The following is a 14938-nucleotide window of genomic DNA, read 5'->3' on the forward strand; positions in this document are numbered from 1 at the left end:
ATCGCGCCCGGACAAGCCGGAGTCCGCTACGCTGTCGGATAATGCCAAGGTGAGGATTGCTCTTGACGGTTTTCGATCCCCGATCCGCGCCCGCTCCGGCGCCGGTTCTCGCGCCCGATGTCGCGCTCCCGCCGATGCCCGAGATCGCCCCCGGTCCGCCTCCGCGCCGCACCCGCACCGGAGTGTTCGTGCTGGCGATCGTCGGCATCATCCTGCTCGGCTTCGTCTTCCTTGCCGTCGTCGGCTACCTCGTGCTCGGGCTGGGGCCGGCCGCATTCGTCATCTGCGCCATCCTGGCCCTGGTGCCGCTCGCGGTCGTCATCACCGCCATCACAATCATCGACCGGTGGGAACCCGAGCCCCGGCCGGCGCTCTGGTTCGCCTTCCTCTGGGGCGCTGCGGCATCCATCGCCATCGCCTTGATCGTGGATTTCGGGGTGCAGGTGGCCGTCGCCGTCGCCAGCGACGGGCAGAGCACCACGAGCGACCTCTGGGGCTCGGTGATCCAGGCGCCCATCGTCGAAGAGGGGGCGAAGGCCGTCGGCGTGCTGATCCTCCTGCTGTTCTTCCGCAAGCAGTTCGACGGACCCGTCGACGGGCTGGTCTACGGCGCCACGGTGGCCGCCGGTTTCGCGTTCACCGAGAACATCCTCTACTTCGGCCAGGCCCTGATCGAGTCGGGCGGTGTCGGCCTCGGCTTCACCTTCGTGCTCCGCGGCATCATGTCGCCGTTCGCGCACGTCATGTTCACGGCCTGCACCGGCGTCGCGCTGGGCTTCGCGGCCCGCCGCAAAGGATTTCTGAAGGGTGTCGGCATCTTCTTCGCCGGGCTCGTGCTGGCCATGGCGCTGCACGCGCTGTGGAACGGCTCCTCGTTCGTGGTGGAGGGGCTCGACGGCTTCTTCCTCGTCTACTTCGTGGTGCAGGTGCCGTTGTTCGCGCTGGCGGTGGTGTTCGTGGTGCTGCTGCGCAAGTCCGAAGCCAAGCTCACCCGCGCCAGGCTCACGGAGTATGCCGAGGCCGGCTGGTTCAGCGCCGCCGAGGTCGACATGCTCTCGTCGGGGGCGGGGCGGCGGCAGGCGCGGCGCTGGGCGCACACCCTGCCGGGTGGCAACGGGCCCGCCGCTCTGAAGTCGTTCATCCGGCATTCCACCCGCCTGGCATTCACCCGGCAGCGCCTGCTCGTCGACCGCGCGAACATCGCGCCGCAGCACGACGAGGCCGAACTGCTCGACGCGATCCTCGGCGATCGCGTCGCGCTGGCCGCCGCATCCGCCGGCCACCCGGTATGACGGCGGATGTGCGGGCTGCTTTGACCTGACCCCGGCGGTGGGATTGGATGGACTCATGACAGATCCCATCGGCTCCAAGCCCGAAATCGAATTCCCCGAGGGCCCGGCCCCCACCACCCTCGAGATCGTCGACATCGTCGAGGGCACCGGCGCCGAGGCGACGCCGGGCGCCACCGTCGAGGTGCACTACCTCGGCGTCGAGTACGACACCGGCGAGGAGTTCGACTCCTCCTGGAACCGTGGCGAGACCATCACCTTCCCGCTGAACGGCCTGATCGCCGGCTGGCAGGAAGGCATCCCCGGCATGAAGGCCGGCGGTCGTCGCAAGCTCACCATCCCGCCCCACCTCGCGTACGGCCCCGAGGGCAGCGGCCACTTCCTCGCCGGCAAGACGTTGATCTTCGTGATCGACCTGGTCGAGGTCCCGTAACTGCATCGTCTTGTGCGCCGCCGCTTCTGCGGCGCACCGTGCGGTAGGTCCCGGCGCGCCAGCCTTGTGGCCGCTCTCACGGCGCGAGGCGACGTCCACGCCGCCGCCTCGCGCCGCCGATTCACCATCCGGAAACCTCGCCCCGGCATCCTCCCGGCAATCCGCGCGTAGAATAGCTTGCCGGATTCTGGGAGGTGCCGTGGCGGACGAAGAACTGGCGCGCGAGCGCGACTACGTTGCGGGACTCTATGCGCGCCTCGACCAGCTGCGGGCCGAGGCCGAAGCGGAATTGACCGTGGTGCGCCGCGAGAACGTGGGCGGAAACCACCAGAGCCGATCCGAGCGCGACGCCTTCGCCCGGGCCTACGAGGATCGCATCCATCAGCTCCGCGAGGTCGGCGAGCGACTGGCGTTCGGCCGCCTCGAGCTGATCGATCCGGATGACGACGGCTCCCGGCTGCGTTACATCGGCCGCATCGGGCTGCGCGACGAGAATCTCGAGCCGTTGCTGCTCGACTGGCGCGCGCCGCAGGCCCGCGCCTTCTATCAGGCCACGGCGGCCACACCGCTCGGCGCCCGCGCGCGCCGGCATCTGACCACACGCGGTCGCGAGGTCGTGCGCATCGAAGACGAGGTCTTCGACTCCGCCCTCCTCGACGAAGAGGGAACGCAGTTGCAGGGTGAGGGCGCGCTGCTGGCGGCACTCTCCGCACAGCGCACCGGGCAGATGCACGACATCGTGTCCACCATCCAGGCCGAGCAGGATCGCGTCATCCGTTCCGAGCTCGGGGGCGTGCTGGTGGTGCAGGGCGGACCGGGAACCGGCAAGACCGCGGTGGCGCTGCACCGCGCCGCCTACTTGCTCTACACCTACCGCGAGCGGCTCGGTTCGAGCGGCGTTCTCGTGGTCGGCCCGAGCCCGGCCTTCCTGCAGTACATCAACGCGGTGCTGCCGAGCCTCGGCGAGACCGGCGTGGTGCTCTCGAGCCTCGGACAGCTCTATCCCGGTGTCGATGCGCTCGACGAGGATGCGCCGGCGGTGGCCGCCCTGAAGGGCTCGGCCGAGATGGCCGCGCTCGTGCGACGCGCCGTGCGGTCGCGGCAGCGGGTGCCCGAGGAAGCCATTCCGCTCGAGATCAACGGCGAGAAGCTGCTGCTCGAACCCGCGCTGATCGCGGAGGCGATGGCCAAGGCGCGCGAATCGGGCAAGCCCTACAACGAGGGTCGCGTGCAGTTCGTCAAGAACGTGCTCGCGCAGCTCACCCGGCAGCTGGCCGAGCAGCTGCGGCGCCGTGGCAGCACGGTCGACGATTCCGATCTCGCGTATCTCCGCGAAGACATCCGCACCGCCTACGACGTGCGCGTCGCGTTGAACACCGCCTGGTTGCCGCTCACGCCCGAGAAGCTGGTCGAAGACCTCTACGCCCGCCCGCAGTGGCTGGCCACGATCACCGGCCACTGGTCGAAGGCCAAGCGCGAACTTCTGCGGCGCGAGCGCGGCAGCGCCTTCACCGTGTCCGACGTGCCGCTGCTCGACGAAGCGGCCGAGCTGCTGGGCGAGTACGACCCCGGCAACGCCGCCGCGCGTCGTGCCGAGAAGGCGCAGCGCAAGCGCGACCTCGAGAACGCGAAGAACGCCATCCGCAACATGGATGTCGCGGGCATGGTCTCGGCGGAGGCCGTCGTGGCGGGGTTCGAGGAATCGACGGTGCGGCTCACCACGGCGGAGCGTGCGGCATCCGATCGCACCTGGACCTACGGGCACATCGTGGTCGACGAGGCGCAAGAGCTCTCGCCGATGCAGTGGCGGGTGCTGTTGCGCAAGTCGCCGTTGCGGTCGTTCACGATCGTGGGCGATGTCGCGCAGGCGAGCTCGGCGGCCTCGTCGACGAGCTGGTCGTCGACGTTGCAGCCTCTGATCGGTGAGAACTGGCGGCTCGAGGAACTCACGGTGAACTACCGCACCCCCTCGCAGATCGTGGATGCCGCAGAGCGCGTGGCGCACGCCAGCGGGCTCACCGTTACGCGGTCGCGCTCGGTTCGCACCACGGAGTGGCCGGTGACGGCGCGACCGAGCGTGTCGGAGGCGTCGCTGCTGGCGGATGCGGCGGCCGAGGCCTCCGAGATGGCCGCGGCCGGTGGCACCGTGGCGGTGATCGCGCCGGTGTCGCTCATCCCCTCGTTGACGCCGGTGCTGACGGATGCGTTCGGCTCGGCCGTGGGGGTCGGTGTCGCCGGACTGTCGCGCTCGGTGGCCCTGCTGGAGCCCGCCGAGGCGAAGGGGCTCGAGTTCGACTCGGTCGTCGTGGTGTCGCCGGCCGGCATCGTGGCGGAGAACACGCGGGGGGCTTCAGCCCTCTACGTCGCCATGACACGCCCCACACAGCGCCTGACACTCCTGCTGGCACCGGGCGAGGAGCCGCCGGTGGGACTGTGACGGCCGCCGCCGTGCGGTCGCGCGCCCGGCTCCGGCTCGGTGTCAGGGACGCGGGTCGAACGCGTCGTAGGCACGGAACGAGTGCACCAGACGCAGGATGAGCGTCGCCGCCACGAGAATCACGAGTCCGCCGAGCAGCGGCGGGAACCACAGCGCGGCGAACACGGAGAGCACGCCCACGTAGAGGTCGCCGATCCGCGGTCCGCCGGTCACGACCACCGTGAACACGCCCTGCAACCGCCCCCGCATGTTGTCGGGAACCGCGGTCTGCAGCATGGTGCCCCGGTAGATGGCGCTCACCTCGTCGGCCGCTCCGGCGCCGATCAGGCCGAGGGCGGCGAGCACCAGGGCCACGACGTTCGCGTCGTCGAGCTCCTGCGAGACGGGCGAGCCGCCTGCGGATGCGACGAGCACCACCACGCCGAACGCCACGACGAACCCGCCGTAGACCTGCACCGCGTGCGCGATGGCGCGTCCCTGCATCCGCACGTGCCCGAGCCGGCCCGAGAACACCCCGGTGAGCGTGGAGCCGATGGCATAGGCCGCGGTGAGCACGCCGACCGTGATGGCGCCGCCGCCGAGCACCAGCACCCCGATCGCCGGGAAGAGCACGCGCGGCTGCCCGAAGGTCATGGCGAAGATGTCGATCAGGAACGATGCGCGGATGTTCGGCGCGCCTTTCAGGAACGCGAATCCGTAGCGCAACGACGCGAGTCCGGGTCGCTGCACCTCGCCCTCGGGCAGGATGCGCGGCAGGCTCGCGATGCCGAGGAACGCGGCGACGAAGAGCACGACGTCGACCGAGTAGGTCCAGCCGAAGCCCACGGTGGCCACGAGCACGCCGGCCAATGCCGGACCCACGGTCACCATCACGCCGAAGGTGATGCCGTTCAGCGCCGCCGCCGCGGGAAGCAGCTCGCGGGGGAGCAGGCGGGGGAAGATCGCCGACCGCGTGGTGGTGATGACGGTCGCCGCCACCGCGTTCAGCGTCGAGAGCGCGTAGAGCGCTGCGACGCTGTCGGCGCCCGTCCAGGCGAGGATCGCGATCGCCGCGGTCGACGACCAGGCCACGATGGCCGCGATCAAGGCAACGGCACGCCGGTCGAACGCATCCGCCAGCATGCCGCCGTAGAGCCCGAACACGATCATCGGCACCAGCGCGAACAGGGCGACGCCCGACACGGCGAGCGTCGATCCGGTGAGGCGGTAGATGTCGAGACCGACCGCCACGATGGTCATCTGGCTGCCGATGCCCGAGATCGCCTGGCCGGCCCACAACCGCGCGAACGCCGGGCTGGCCCGGAGAGGAGTGAGGTCGGCGAACGGGTTGCGCCGTCGCGCGGGTTCGGCCGCGGCATCCGAGACCGGGGAGGGCGCCGGTTCGGACGATCCGGAGTCGGGGTGCCCGCTCACTCGGCGTCGTGCGCGGGCGCAGCGGCCTTCGACAGGAGATCGGCGTGGTGGATGGCGGCGACGTCCGGATGCGCACGCAATCGGCTCTTCAGCACGTTCTCGCCGTAGGTGGTGAAGATGGGGTTGTCGGGATCGGCGGTGATGCCGGTGGCCTGTGCGGCCAGCTCCGGCGGCAGGGGGAGCACGGGGATCGTCGCATCCAGAGCCGGGCTGTAGAAGAAGGGGATGGAGATGCGGTCGTCACCGATTCGCGGTGAGATCACGCGGTGCACGGTGGCTTTGAGGTAGCCGTTGGTGGCGACCTCGAGCAGTTCGCCGATGTTCACCACGAAGGCACCCGGGATCGGGGGAGCGTCGATCCACGCGCCGTCCTTCTCCACCTGCAATCCGCCCTTGCCGGCCTCGACCAGCAGCAGCGTGAGGACACCCGAGTCCTTGTGCGCGCCGACGCCCTGCTTGGGTTCGGGGTCGCTCTTGCCGGGGTAGCGCACGATCTTGATGAGGGTCGAGGGGCGCTCGGCGAAGGCAGCATCGAAGACGTACTCGTCGGCGCCGAGTGAGAGCGCCCATTCGCGAAGCAGAGTGAGGCTCACCCGCGTGAGCTCGTCATACCACTCGGTCACGACCTCCTGCAGTTCGGGCAGCGCCGCCGGCCACTGGTTCGGGCCCTCGAGCCGCATGTAATCCGGGGTCTCGGGTGTGATCTCGACGGGCTCGCGCTCCGTGCCGATGTCGATCTGCTCGCGCCAGTCGACTTTGCCCTGGGTCAGTTCGCCGCCGATGCGGGTGTAGCCGCGGAAATGCGGGCTCTGCAGGTTCTCGATGGCCATCTTGTCGGCCTCGGGGAGGTCGAAGAAGCGGCGGGCGGTGAGCATGATGCGGTCGATCAGCTCTTGGGGCACGCCGTGGCCTACCAGGTAGAAGAACCCGTAGTCGTGAGTGGCCTCGCGGAGCTCGGTGCGGAAGGCCTCGGCCTCCGCGTCGCCCTGCGTGAGGCGGGAGAAGTCGAGCACGGGAAGGGTGGCCGTGCTGAGGGTGTTCTGAGTCATGAAGTAATTCCGTTCCGTCAACGACCAACGCGTTTCTACTATGGTGTGTTCCCGGTCCGGAGTCGATTCGGCGGCCGGAATGTTACGGGCACGTTTCTGGTAGGATCTACAGGTTGCCGTGAAGACGGCCGCGGATAAAGAGAGCCACAGCATCCGGCTGACTGGCACCGCGCAACGAGAAGAAAGGGGATCCCATCTATGGCACTCGAAGCAGACGTCAAGAAGGCGATCATCGAAGAGTACGCGACCCACCCCGGTGACACCGGATCCCCCGAAGTTCAGGTTGCGATCCTGACCAAGCGGATCAAGGATCTCACCGAGCACCTCAAGGAGCACAAGCACGACCACCACTCGCGTCGTGGTCTGCTGCTGCTCGTGGGCCAGCGTCGCCGCCTGCTGGGTTACCTGCAGGACATCGACATCGACCGCTACCGTTCGCTCATCGAGCGACTCGGTCTGCGTCGCTAGTCGACCGGCACTTCGCGCCTCGCGATCTCCTTCAGAAGGCCGTCACCCTGCGGGGTGGCGGCCTTCGTCGTTCACCCTTCTCGTCAAGCGACCTTCCCATCAAGCAACCCCCTCAGGCGTAGCCTCGGGCACGAAGCTCGGGCGCGCTGAACGTCGTCTGTATGCATGCGGTGTCGTGACGTAGTGGCGCCCGGTGGGTGATCTCCACTCGAGGGTGCGGCCGGGGTGCGCAGTGACGTCCCATCCGGTCGAGTCGTGTTTCAGGTGGTGGTGCTTGGGGCAGAGGTGGTGCAGGTTGGCGCGCTCGGTCTCACCGCCGTGGGCCCAGTCGGTGGTGTGGTCGAGTTCGCAGGATTCGGCGCGCCGGTTGCAGTTCGGGAACCGGCAGGTCTCGTCGTCGAGGAGCAGCGCGAGCCGCAGGTCGGGTGGTGGCCGGTATCGGGTTCGGCCGACGGAGAGCGTCTCGCCGGTGTCGGGATGGGTGAGGATGCGCACGAAACTCGGCGCGCGGGCCGCGAGTCGGCGGGCGGTGTCGATGTCGATGGGCCCGAACCCGTGCAACTCGGCCTGGCCGCCGTCGTGGCCGAGTAGGGACAGTGCGGGCACCGTCAGCACGACCGTTGGCACGATCCCCAAGAATTCGTCGTCGACGGTGATTCGGCCATTGTCGACCGCGGGCGATTCTTCTTCACCAGCCGGTTCGTCAACGTCTACCGAGTCATGGACCGGTGCATCGTCCCCCTCCGTGTGGTCGCCCGCTGTAATCGTGTCATCGCCTGCATCCGGCCTGGGCGCAGAGGCAGCGACGACCGGTCGTGTGGCACCGCCACCGAGAAGGAGCGTCGTGAGCACATCGGCGCGGAGCTGCGTGTGCGTGCGGGACTCCGTCGCATTGTGCGCAGCGCGGGCAATGCGGCTGAGGAGGCTGTCGATGGCCACCGCAGCCACCGCTGGGAGGTGACAGGTGAGCCAGGCCATCCCATCGGCATCCGGCGTGAGCACTACGTCACGTTCGGCGGTCGCCGCCCGAGCGCGCACATCGATCGATTCAGGGTGGAGCCGCTCGCGTTCGCGACGGGCGGTGCGTTCGAAACGGGCAGCCGTCGTGGATTCCGCCTCCGGCAGGAGGGCGAGCTCGAACTCGCTCCGCGCTTCACTGGGGAGCGGAACGACGGCATCGACCATCTTTTGGGCGTGACGGTAGCTGATCGCGCCGCTCGACAGGGCCTCCAGAGTGGCCGGAAGCGCGTGCACGAGGATCTCGGCGTCGTTGAGGAGGCGGATCACGGCGCGCTCCGGCAGCCGGGTCGCGCACGAGATCTCCGCGACGAGCGAGCGCATCGCCAGCCCGTGCGCATCCGACCGCGATTCGGCCAGCCGCAACGTCGTCGCTTCGGCCAGCAACGCGGCGCTACGCGCTGACGACGCTGCCCGAATCGCCTCCTCGGCGACCAATTCGTCGAGGATGGCGTCGATCCGCATCCCGTTCTCGTTCATGAGATTAATTCAATCACCACCCACTGACACTGACGCTTGTTCGACCTTGGTGGATCGTCCATTGCCAGGATGTCTGGAACGCTGGGCAGAACGCCTGAGTAACGAATGCTCATACTCATCGGTGACGATCGGTTCCTACGGTTGACCCATGGTGTTCAGAAGGTTCCGCGCACGACGTTCACTCGATCTGCGAGTCCTCGAATCCGTGGCCGCCTTCAATCATCTGCATCTGCCGGCGTATGGCTACGCCATAGCGAAGGAACTCGCCTCTGATGGGTCGCACAAGCTCATCTCGCATGGGATGCTCTATCGCGCACTCGACCGCTCGATCGATCGAGGTCTGCTCGAGGCGCGATGGCAGACCGATCCCGATCGGGTCGAACGTCCACCGCGACGGGTCTACCGCATCACCCCGTCGGGCTCGGTGGTGGTCTCTGAAGGATCCCTGCGCTCCGAGCCGCAGAGCGTCGCCGCTTGGCTCAGTCCTCGAGTATGAGCTATCGAGTCGACCTACCGCATGATCGTTCGATGAGCCTCATTCTGCGCTGGTGCGAGTGGTACACGCGCAGTCTGCCGCCTGATGTGGTGCAGGATCGTCTCGATGAGATCGCATCCGATCTTCACGAACACGAGGCCGACCTGCGTTTCGCGTGCGTCGACCCGCTCACGTGGCGGCGTCTCATCGTGAGTCGGGCGATCCGGGGCGTGCCTGCCGATCTGGCTTGGCGCGAAGGTCGGCTCCGGCGGATGGAGGCAATGCGCCTGGGGCTCGCGCCGACCCGCGAGGTGGCCTTGACGACGCGAGTCGTGACGGGTGCCGTCGCGCTGGGCGGGATCGCGGTCGCAATAGGCGCCGTCGCCTGCATGCGGGCGATCGCGATCGGGGCCATACCTGCAGGGCTCGCTTCGGTGACCCTGGTATTAGCGGTCGCACTGGTCCTCTTCACTCGGCCGACGACGCGCGTCGTGGGAGCTGCTGCAGCGAGCGTCGCCCTCATCGTGGAAGGCTGGCTGGTCGTCGGTTCGATCGGTGCTGTTGCCGCGATTCCGGCTTCCGCTCTGGTCATCGCGGCGGGAGTCCTGGTCGCCCGATTGAGGCGGTGATCGAGCGGGAATAAGTTCGACGCCCCGTTGTTGAGAGTAATATTCATGCAAACGCATTGAATTGAGAAACTTCAGCAGAGAGACAGCAGCGAGGTCGACATGCAGTTCGGAATCTTCACCGTCGGAGACGTCACCACCGACCCGACGAACAACACCACCCCCACCGAGGGCGAGCGCATCAAGGCGATCCTGACGATCGCGCAGAAGGCCGAAGAGGTCGGACTCGACGTCTTCGCCACCGGCGAGCACCACAACCCGCCGTTCGTGCCGAGCAGCCCCACCACCATGCTGGGCTACGTCGCCGCCAAGACCGAGAAGCTGATCCTCAGCACCTCGACGACGCTCATCACCACGAACGACCCGGTGAAGATCGCCGAAGACTTCGCGATGCTCCAGCACATCGCCGACGGCCGCGTCGACCTGATGATGGGCCGCGGCAACACCGGCCCGGTCTACCCGTGGTTCGGTCAGGACATCCGGCAGGGCATCCCGCTCGCCATCGAGAACTACGCCCTGCTCCGCCGCCTCTGGGACGAAGAGGTGGTCGACTGGGAAGGCCAGTTCCGCACGCCGCTGCAGGGCTTCACGAGTACCCCGCGCCCACTCGACGGCGTCGCGCCGTTCGTGTGGCACGGCAGCATCCGCAGCCCCGAGATCGCCGAGCAGGCGGCCTACTACGGCGACGGATTCTTCGCGAACCACATCTTCTGGCCGAAGGAGCACTTCCAGCGCCTGATCGCCTACTACCGCCAGCGCTTCGAGCACTACGGTCACGGCAAGGCCGACCAGGCCTTCGTGGGTCTCGGCGGGCAGGTCTTCATGGCCAAGAACTCGCAGGACGCGGTGAACCAGTTCCGCCCCTACTTCGACAACGCCCCGGTCTACGGACACGGCCCGAGCCTCGAGGACTTCACCGAGCAGACCCCGCTCACCGTCGGCAGCCCGCAGCAGGTGATCGACCGCACCCTCACCTTCCGTGAGACCTTCGGCGACTACCAGCGCCAGCTGTTCCTGATGGACCACGCCGGCCTGCCCCTCAAGACCGTGCTCGAGCAGCTCGACATGCTCGGCGAGCTCGTGGTGCCCACTCTCCGCAAGGAGCTCGACGCCAAGCGCCCGGCACACGTGCCCGACGGTCCCACCCACCAGAGCGAGATCGAGCGGATGAGCGCCCGCGAGGCCGCTCGCCAGGTCGCCGACCTCGACGGCCAGTCCGCCGTCGCAGCCGAAGCGGCACGCGCGGAAGGCACCGCCACCCACACCGGCGCCGCCTTCGGCATCAAGGGAGCCCAGTCATGACCGACACCACCCCAATCGCCCCGAAGCAGCTCGTCGCGATCTCCTCGGGCCTCAGCCAGCCCTCGTCCACCCGGTTGCTGACCGACCGGCTCGCGGATGCGACGGTGGCCGACCTCCGCGACCGCGGCATCGACGTGGAACTGCGCACGATCGAGCTCCGCGACATCGCCCAGGACATCACGAACAACCTGGTGACCGGCTTCCCGAGCACCAAGCTGCAGAGCGCGCTCGACGCGGTCGCCGGCGCCGACGGGCTGATCGCGGTGACGCCGATCTTCACCGCCAGCTACAGCGGTCTGTTCAAGTCGTTCTTCGACGTGATCGACAACACCGCCCTCACGGGTCTGCCGACGCTGATCGCCGCCACCGGCGGAACTCCGCGTCATTCGCTGGCCCTCGAGCACGCCGTGCGCCCGCTGTTCAGCTACCTGCGCGCGCCCGTCATGCCGACCAGCGTCTACGCCTCGTCGGAGGACTGGGGGAGCGGAGCCGACGGCGTCGCCTCCCTGCCCGATCGCATCCACCGTGCTGCGAGCGAGCTGGCCGATGCGGTGCAGCGCTCCGACCGGTCGAGCCGGGTCGTCGACCCCTTCGCCCTCGACGCGTCGTTCAGTCCGGTCGGCGGCTACGGAGCGCAGTAGCGCCGACGGATACGAACAGATGCGGGCCTCCGGCACCACCCGCATCCGACATTGCTGAGATAGGCCCATGCAGGCACATGATCGTGCTTACATGGGCCTATGGCAGTGAGCGTGCGAACCATCCAGACCGCGGTTCCGGCCACGGTGCTGACCCAGCACCTGGTGCGTGACGTCTTCGCCGCCCAGGAGGGGCTGACCCGCCTCGGCCGGCGCCTGGTGACGGCGTCGTTCGACGGCTCCGCCATCGAGACCCGCTACTCCGTGATCGACGAGCTCACCCTCGATCGGCAGTTCGACGACCCGCAGTTCTTCGACCTCGCCTCGGGCGCCCTGCTCGCGCCCTCCACCCGGGTGCGCAACGAGCTTTACATCGAGCGCGCCTCGCTGCTCTACATCGAAGCGGCCCGCAAGGCCCTCGACGCGGTGCCCGGCCTCACGGCCGCCGACATCACGCATGTCGTCACCGTCTCGTGCACGGGCTTCTTCGCGCCGGGTCCCGACTACGTGCTGGTGCGCGAGCTCGGCCTCGCGCCCAGCACCCTGCGCTACCACGTCGGTTTCATGGGCTGCTACGCGGCCTTCCCCGCGCTCCGGATGGCGAAGTCGTTCTGTGAAGCGGATCCGGATGCCGTCGTGCTCGTCGTCAGCGCGGAGCTCTGCACCCTGCATGTTCGTTCCTCGAACGAGCCCGACCAGATCGTCGCCTCCTCGGTGTTCGCCGACGGGGCCGCCGCCGCGATCGTCACCGCACGGGACATGCCCGCCGGGCCCGAAGACGGATTCGTGCTCGACCTCGACTTCTTCGAGAGCGTGCTCACCCCGGTGGGCGAGCAGGACATGGCGTGGAAGATCGGCGACGAGGGTTTCGAGATGATCCTCAGCTCCTACGTGCCGAAGATCATCGACGAGCACATCACGGGCGCACTCGAACCACTGCTCGCGCGAGACGCCTCGCTCGGCGCCGAAGCGAGCACCGAGATCGCGCATTGGGCCGTCCATCCGGGCGGGCGGAGCATCCTCGACAAGGTCGAGTCGAAGCTCGGACTCTCCGAGCAGCAGATGACGGCGTCACGTGAGATCCTGCGCGACTACGGCAACATGTCGAGCGCCACGATCCTGTTCGTGCTGAAAGCGATCCTCGAGTCCGCCACTCCGCCGAGCGGCGGCGACCGTGTCTGCGCCATGGCGTTCGGGCCCGGGCTCACCGTCGAGACCGGACTGATGACCGTGCGCTCGGTGCCCGCGGAGTCATCCATCGAGGTGCCGGTCGAGCGCCCCGCGTCGTCGGTGGCGGCCCGGGAACCGGAGACCGCGACGCCGCGGGTGCTGGCCGAGGTGTCGGAGGCGTAATCGTGGCCCGATCGACACTCCGCCGGCGAGCCGTCGACGCGCGCGAGCTGATGGACGACCCGAACTGCGACCCGGTTCTGCTCACCCGCACCTACGAGCAGTTCCAGGTCGTGAACGCGATCGTCTCGGGCTGGCACGGCACCTACCGCGACCGCATCCGCCCCCTGCTCTCGCCGGTGCTCCCCTCGACCCTGCTCGACGTCGGCTGCGGTGGCGGTGACATCGCCCGCGCTCTGGCGCATTGGGCGGCCACCGACGGTCTGCAACTGCAGGTCACCGGAATCGATCCCGACGCGCGGGCGCTCGATTTCGCGACGCGTACCCCGAATCCCGACGGCGTGCGCTTCCTCCTCGCCGAGAGCAGTGAACTGGTGGATGCCGCGCAGCGCTTCGATTTCGTGATCTCGAACCACGTGCTGCATCACTTGAGCGCCGAACGATTCGCCGACCTGCTGATCGACAGCGAACTGCTCTGCCGCGGACTCGCCCTGCACAGCGACATCCGCCGCAGCGCCGTCGCCTACGGCGTGTTCTCGGTGGGAACGCTCCCGTTCTTCCATCACTCGTACATCCGTGAAGACGGCCTCACCTCCATCCGGCGCAGCTACACCACGGCCGAACTCCGGATCGCGGCCCGCCGCGGCTGGACCGTCGAGGCGCACGCGCCGTTCCGCAACCTGCTGAGCTATGCCGCGAGCACCGCCGCCCGAAGCGGGGGACCGGAGCCGGATGCATGACGTCGCCGTGGTGGGTGCGGGGCCGGCCGGGCTCTTCCTGGCCGCCGCACTCGCCCAGCGCGGCATCGACGTCGTGGTGCTGGAGCGGCGTGGCGGCCCCCGCCTGCACTCGCGCGCCATCGGCATCCATCCGCCCTCGCTCGCGGCCCTTGACCGTCTCGGCGTGCTCGACGCGGTGCTGGCAGCGGGCGTGCGCATCGACCGCGGCATCCTGCGCATCGACGGCGAGGTCGTGGCCGAGCTCGAGTTCGGCGGAGTGCCCGAGCCGTTTCCCTTCGTCGTGTCGTTGCCGCAGGTGGCGACCGAGCGCATCCTGAGGTCGCAGCTGGCGACGGGGGCGCCGGATGCGCTGCGAGGCGGCGTGCGGGTCGAACGGTTCCAGCACCATGCGGGCGGCGTCGCGGTGCTCGGACACACGGCGCGAGGCGACGGGCTGCGGGTCGATGCCCGGTTGGTGGTGGGGGCCGACGGACCACTCAGTCTGGTGCGGGCGGCGGCGCGCATCCGCGACACCGTGTATCCGTACCCGTACCGCTATGTGATGGGCGACGTGATCGATCAGACGTCCGAAGGCCCGGTGGCGGTGTTGCACCTGCATCCGAAGGGCATCGTGGAGTCGTTCCCGTTGCCGGGCGGGCGGCGTCGCTGGGTGACGCACCTGCCCGCCGGCATCGCATCGCCGGATGGTGCCCTGCCGGATTCGGGGGAGACCAACGACCCAGGGGTGGCTGCGGAGCTCTCGCGGCTGATCCTCGAGCGCACGGGAATCGTGACCGATCCGCGCACCTCCACCATGACGAGCGTGTTCGGCGTGCGCCGTCGCACGGTGCCGCGGATGGGCGACGGCCGGATGCTGCTGATCGGCGACGCCGCGCACGAGGTGAGCCCGATCGGCGGGCAGGGCATGAACCTCGGGTGGCTCGACGCGGAGGCGCTGGCCGGGTTGATGCCCGAACTGCTCGCGGCTCCGAAGAGCGCCCGCTCCCGTGCTTCGGGGCTGCTGCGCGACTTCGAACGCACCCGCCTGCGGTCGGCGGCTCGGGCTTCGCGCACGGCGGAGTTCAACATGCTCATGGGGCGGCCGACCTCGGCCCTGGGCTTCGCCGCGCGCCGCCTCGTGGTGCGCGCGGCGGCGGCCCCGGCCCTGCACGACCGCCTGGCCAGGGCCTTCACCATGCACAGTCTCTGATCGTTCCGCGCGACAGATGTCGAGTCGTGCCT

The 14938-nt window shown here is 68.7% G+C and carries 14 protein-coding genes; 11 read left to right on the plus strand and 3 right to left on the minus strand.

Annotated elements, in window-relative coordinates:
- Positions 1–62: 62 nt before the first annotated feature.
- The 3 genes from BLW00_RS08620 (at position 63) to BLW00_RS08630 (ending at position 4159) form a co-directional block, all read left to right on the plus strand.
- Positions 63–1292: a PrsW family intramembrane metalloprotease gene (locus BLW00_RS08620; RefSeq protein ID WP_139256668.1), complete on the plus strand. Its 1230-nt coding sequence runs from the start codon at positions 63–65 to the stop codon at positions 1290–1292.
- Positions 1293–1347: 55 nt separating this feature from the next.
- Entirely contained in the window at positions 1348–1722 is a 375-nt protein-coding gene (locus tag BLW00_RS08625) for an FKBP-type peptidyl-prolyl cis-trans isomerase (protein WP_217634345.1), read from the plus strand.
- Positions 1723–1921: 199 nt separating this feature from the next.
- On the plus strand, positions 1922–4159 hold the full coding sequence (locus BLW00_RS08630) for a HelD family protein (RefSeq protein ID WP_092552406.1): 2238 nt from the start codon (positions 1922–1924) through the stop codon (positions 4157–4159).
- 42 nt (positions 4160–4201) lie between these two features.
- Here BLW00_RS08630 and BLW00_RS08635 read toward each other — a convergent pair whose 3' ends face one another.
- Together BLW00_RS08635 and BLW00_RS08640 are read right to left on the minus strand one after the other, a co-directional pair.
- A complete protein-coding gene (locus tag BLW00_RS08635; protein WP_092552409.1) occupies positions 4202–5572 on the minus strand; it encodes an MFS transporter in 1371 nt (456 codons plus the stop codon).
- The gene (locus tag BLW00_RS08640) at positions 5569–6621 is read right to left on the minus strand and encodes an isopenicillin N synthase family dioxygenase (protein ID WP_092552412.1); all 1053 of its coding nucleotides are present in this window, start codon (positions 6619–6621) and stop codon (positions 5569–5571) included. The genes BLW00_RS08635 and BLW00_RS08640 overlap by 4 nt, the downstream gene beginning before the upstream one ends.
- Before the next feature lie 198 nt (positions 6622–6819).
- On the opposite strand from BLW00_RS08640, the gene rpsO reads away from it, so the two are divergent.
- Positions 6820–7089 carry a 30S ribosomal protein S15 gene (rpsO, locus tag BLW00_RS08645; RefSeq protein ID WP_022898789.1) on the plus strand — a complete coding sequence of 90 codons (270 nt, stop codon included), beginning with the start codon at positions 6820–6822 and terminating at the stop codon, positions 7087–7089.
- Positions 7090–7188: 99 nt separating this feature from the next.
- Here the strand turns inward: rpsO and BLW00_RS08650 are convergent, their stop codons facing one another.
- Positions 7189–8586: an HNH endonuclease signature motif containing protein gene (locus BLW00_RS08650; protein WP_092552415.1), complete on the minus strand. Its 1398-nt coding sequence runs from the start codon at positions 8584–8586 to the stop codon at positions 7189–7191.
- A 148-nt stretch (positions 8587–8734) separates the two neighbouring features.
- Here BLW00_RS08650 and BLW00_RS08655 point away from each other — a divergent pair, with 148 nt between their 5' ends.
- The 7 genes from BLW00_RS08655 to BLW00_RS08685 all read left to right on the plus strand — a co-directional run bounded on the left by BLW00_RS08655 (position 8735) and on the right by BLW00_RS08685 (position 14906).
- Positions 8735–9082 carry a PadR family transcriptional regulator gene (locus tag BLW00_RS08655; protein WP_092552417.1) on the plus strand — a complete coding sequence of 116 codons (348 nt, stop codon included), beginning with the start codon at positions 8735–8737 and terminating at the stop codon, positions 9080–9082.
- Positions 9083–9114: 32 nt separating this feature from the next.
- A complete protein-coding gene (locus tag BLW00_RS08660) occupies positions 9115–9690 on the plus strand; it encodes a hypothetical protein (RefSeq protein WP_092552420.1) in 576 nt (191 codons plus the stop codon).
- Between the two features lie 99 nt (positions 9691–9789).
- A complete protein-coding gene (locus BLW00_RS08665) occupies positions 9790–10989 on the plus strand; it encodes an LLM class flavin-dependent oxidoreductase (protein WP_092552423.1) in 1200 nt (399 codons plus the stop codon).
- Positions 10986–11630, plus strand: a complete 645-nt coding sequence (locus BLW00_RS08670) for an FMN reductase (RefSeq protein ID WP_092552426.1) — start codon at positions 10986–10988, stop codon at positions 11628–11630. Before BLW00_RS08665 ends, BLW00_RS08670 begins: the two co-directional genes overlap by 4 nt.
- A 99-nt stretch (positions 11631–11729) precedes the next feature.
- Positions 11730–12980: a type III polyketide synthase gene (locus tag BLW00_RS08675; RefSeq protein WP_092552429.1), complete on the plus strand. Its 1251-nt coding sequence runs from the start codon at positions 11730–11732 to the stop codon at positions 12978–12980.
- Positions 12981–12982: 2 nt separating this feature from the next.
- A complete protein-coding gene (locus BLW00_RS08680) occupies positions 12983–13717 on the plus strand; it encodes a class I SAM-dependent methyltransferase (protein WP_245741474.1) in 735 nt (244 codons plus the stop codon).
- Positions 13710–14906, plus strand: coding sequence for an FAD-dependent oxidoreductase (locus tag BLW00_RS08685; RefSeq protein WP_092552432.1), 1197 nt, complete (start codon positions 13710–13712; stop codon positions 14904–14906). The genes BLW00_RS08680 and BLW00_RS08685 overlap by 8 nt, the downstream gene beginning before the upstream one ends.
- The last annotated feature ends 32 nt before the right edge of the window (positions 14907–14938 follow it).

This window comes from Herbiconiux ginsengi (assembly GCF_900107435.1).
GTDB lineage: Bacteria > Actinomycetota > Actinomycetes > Actinomycetales > Microbacteriaceae > Herbiconiux > Herbiconiux ginsengi.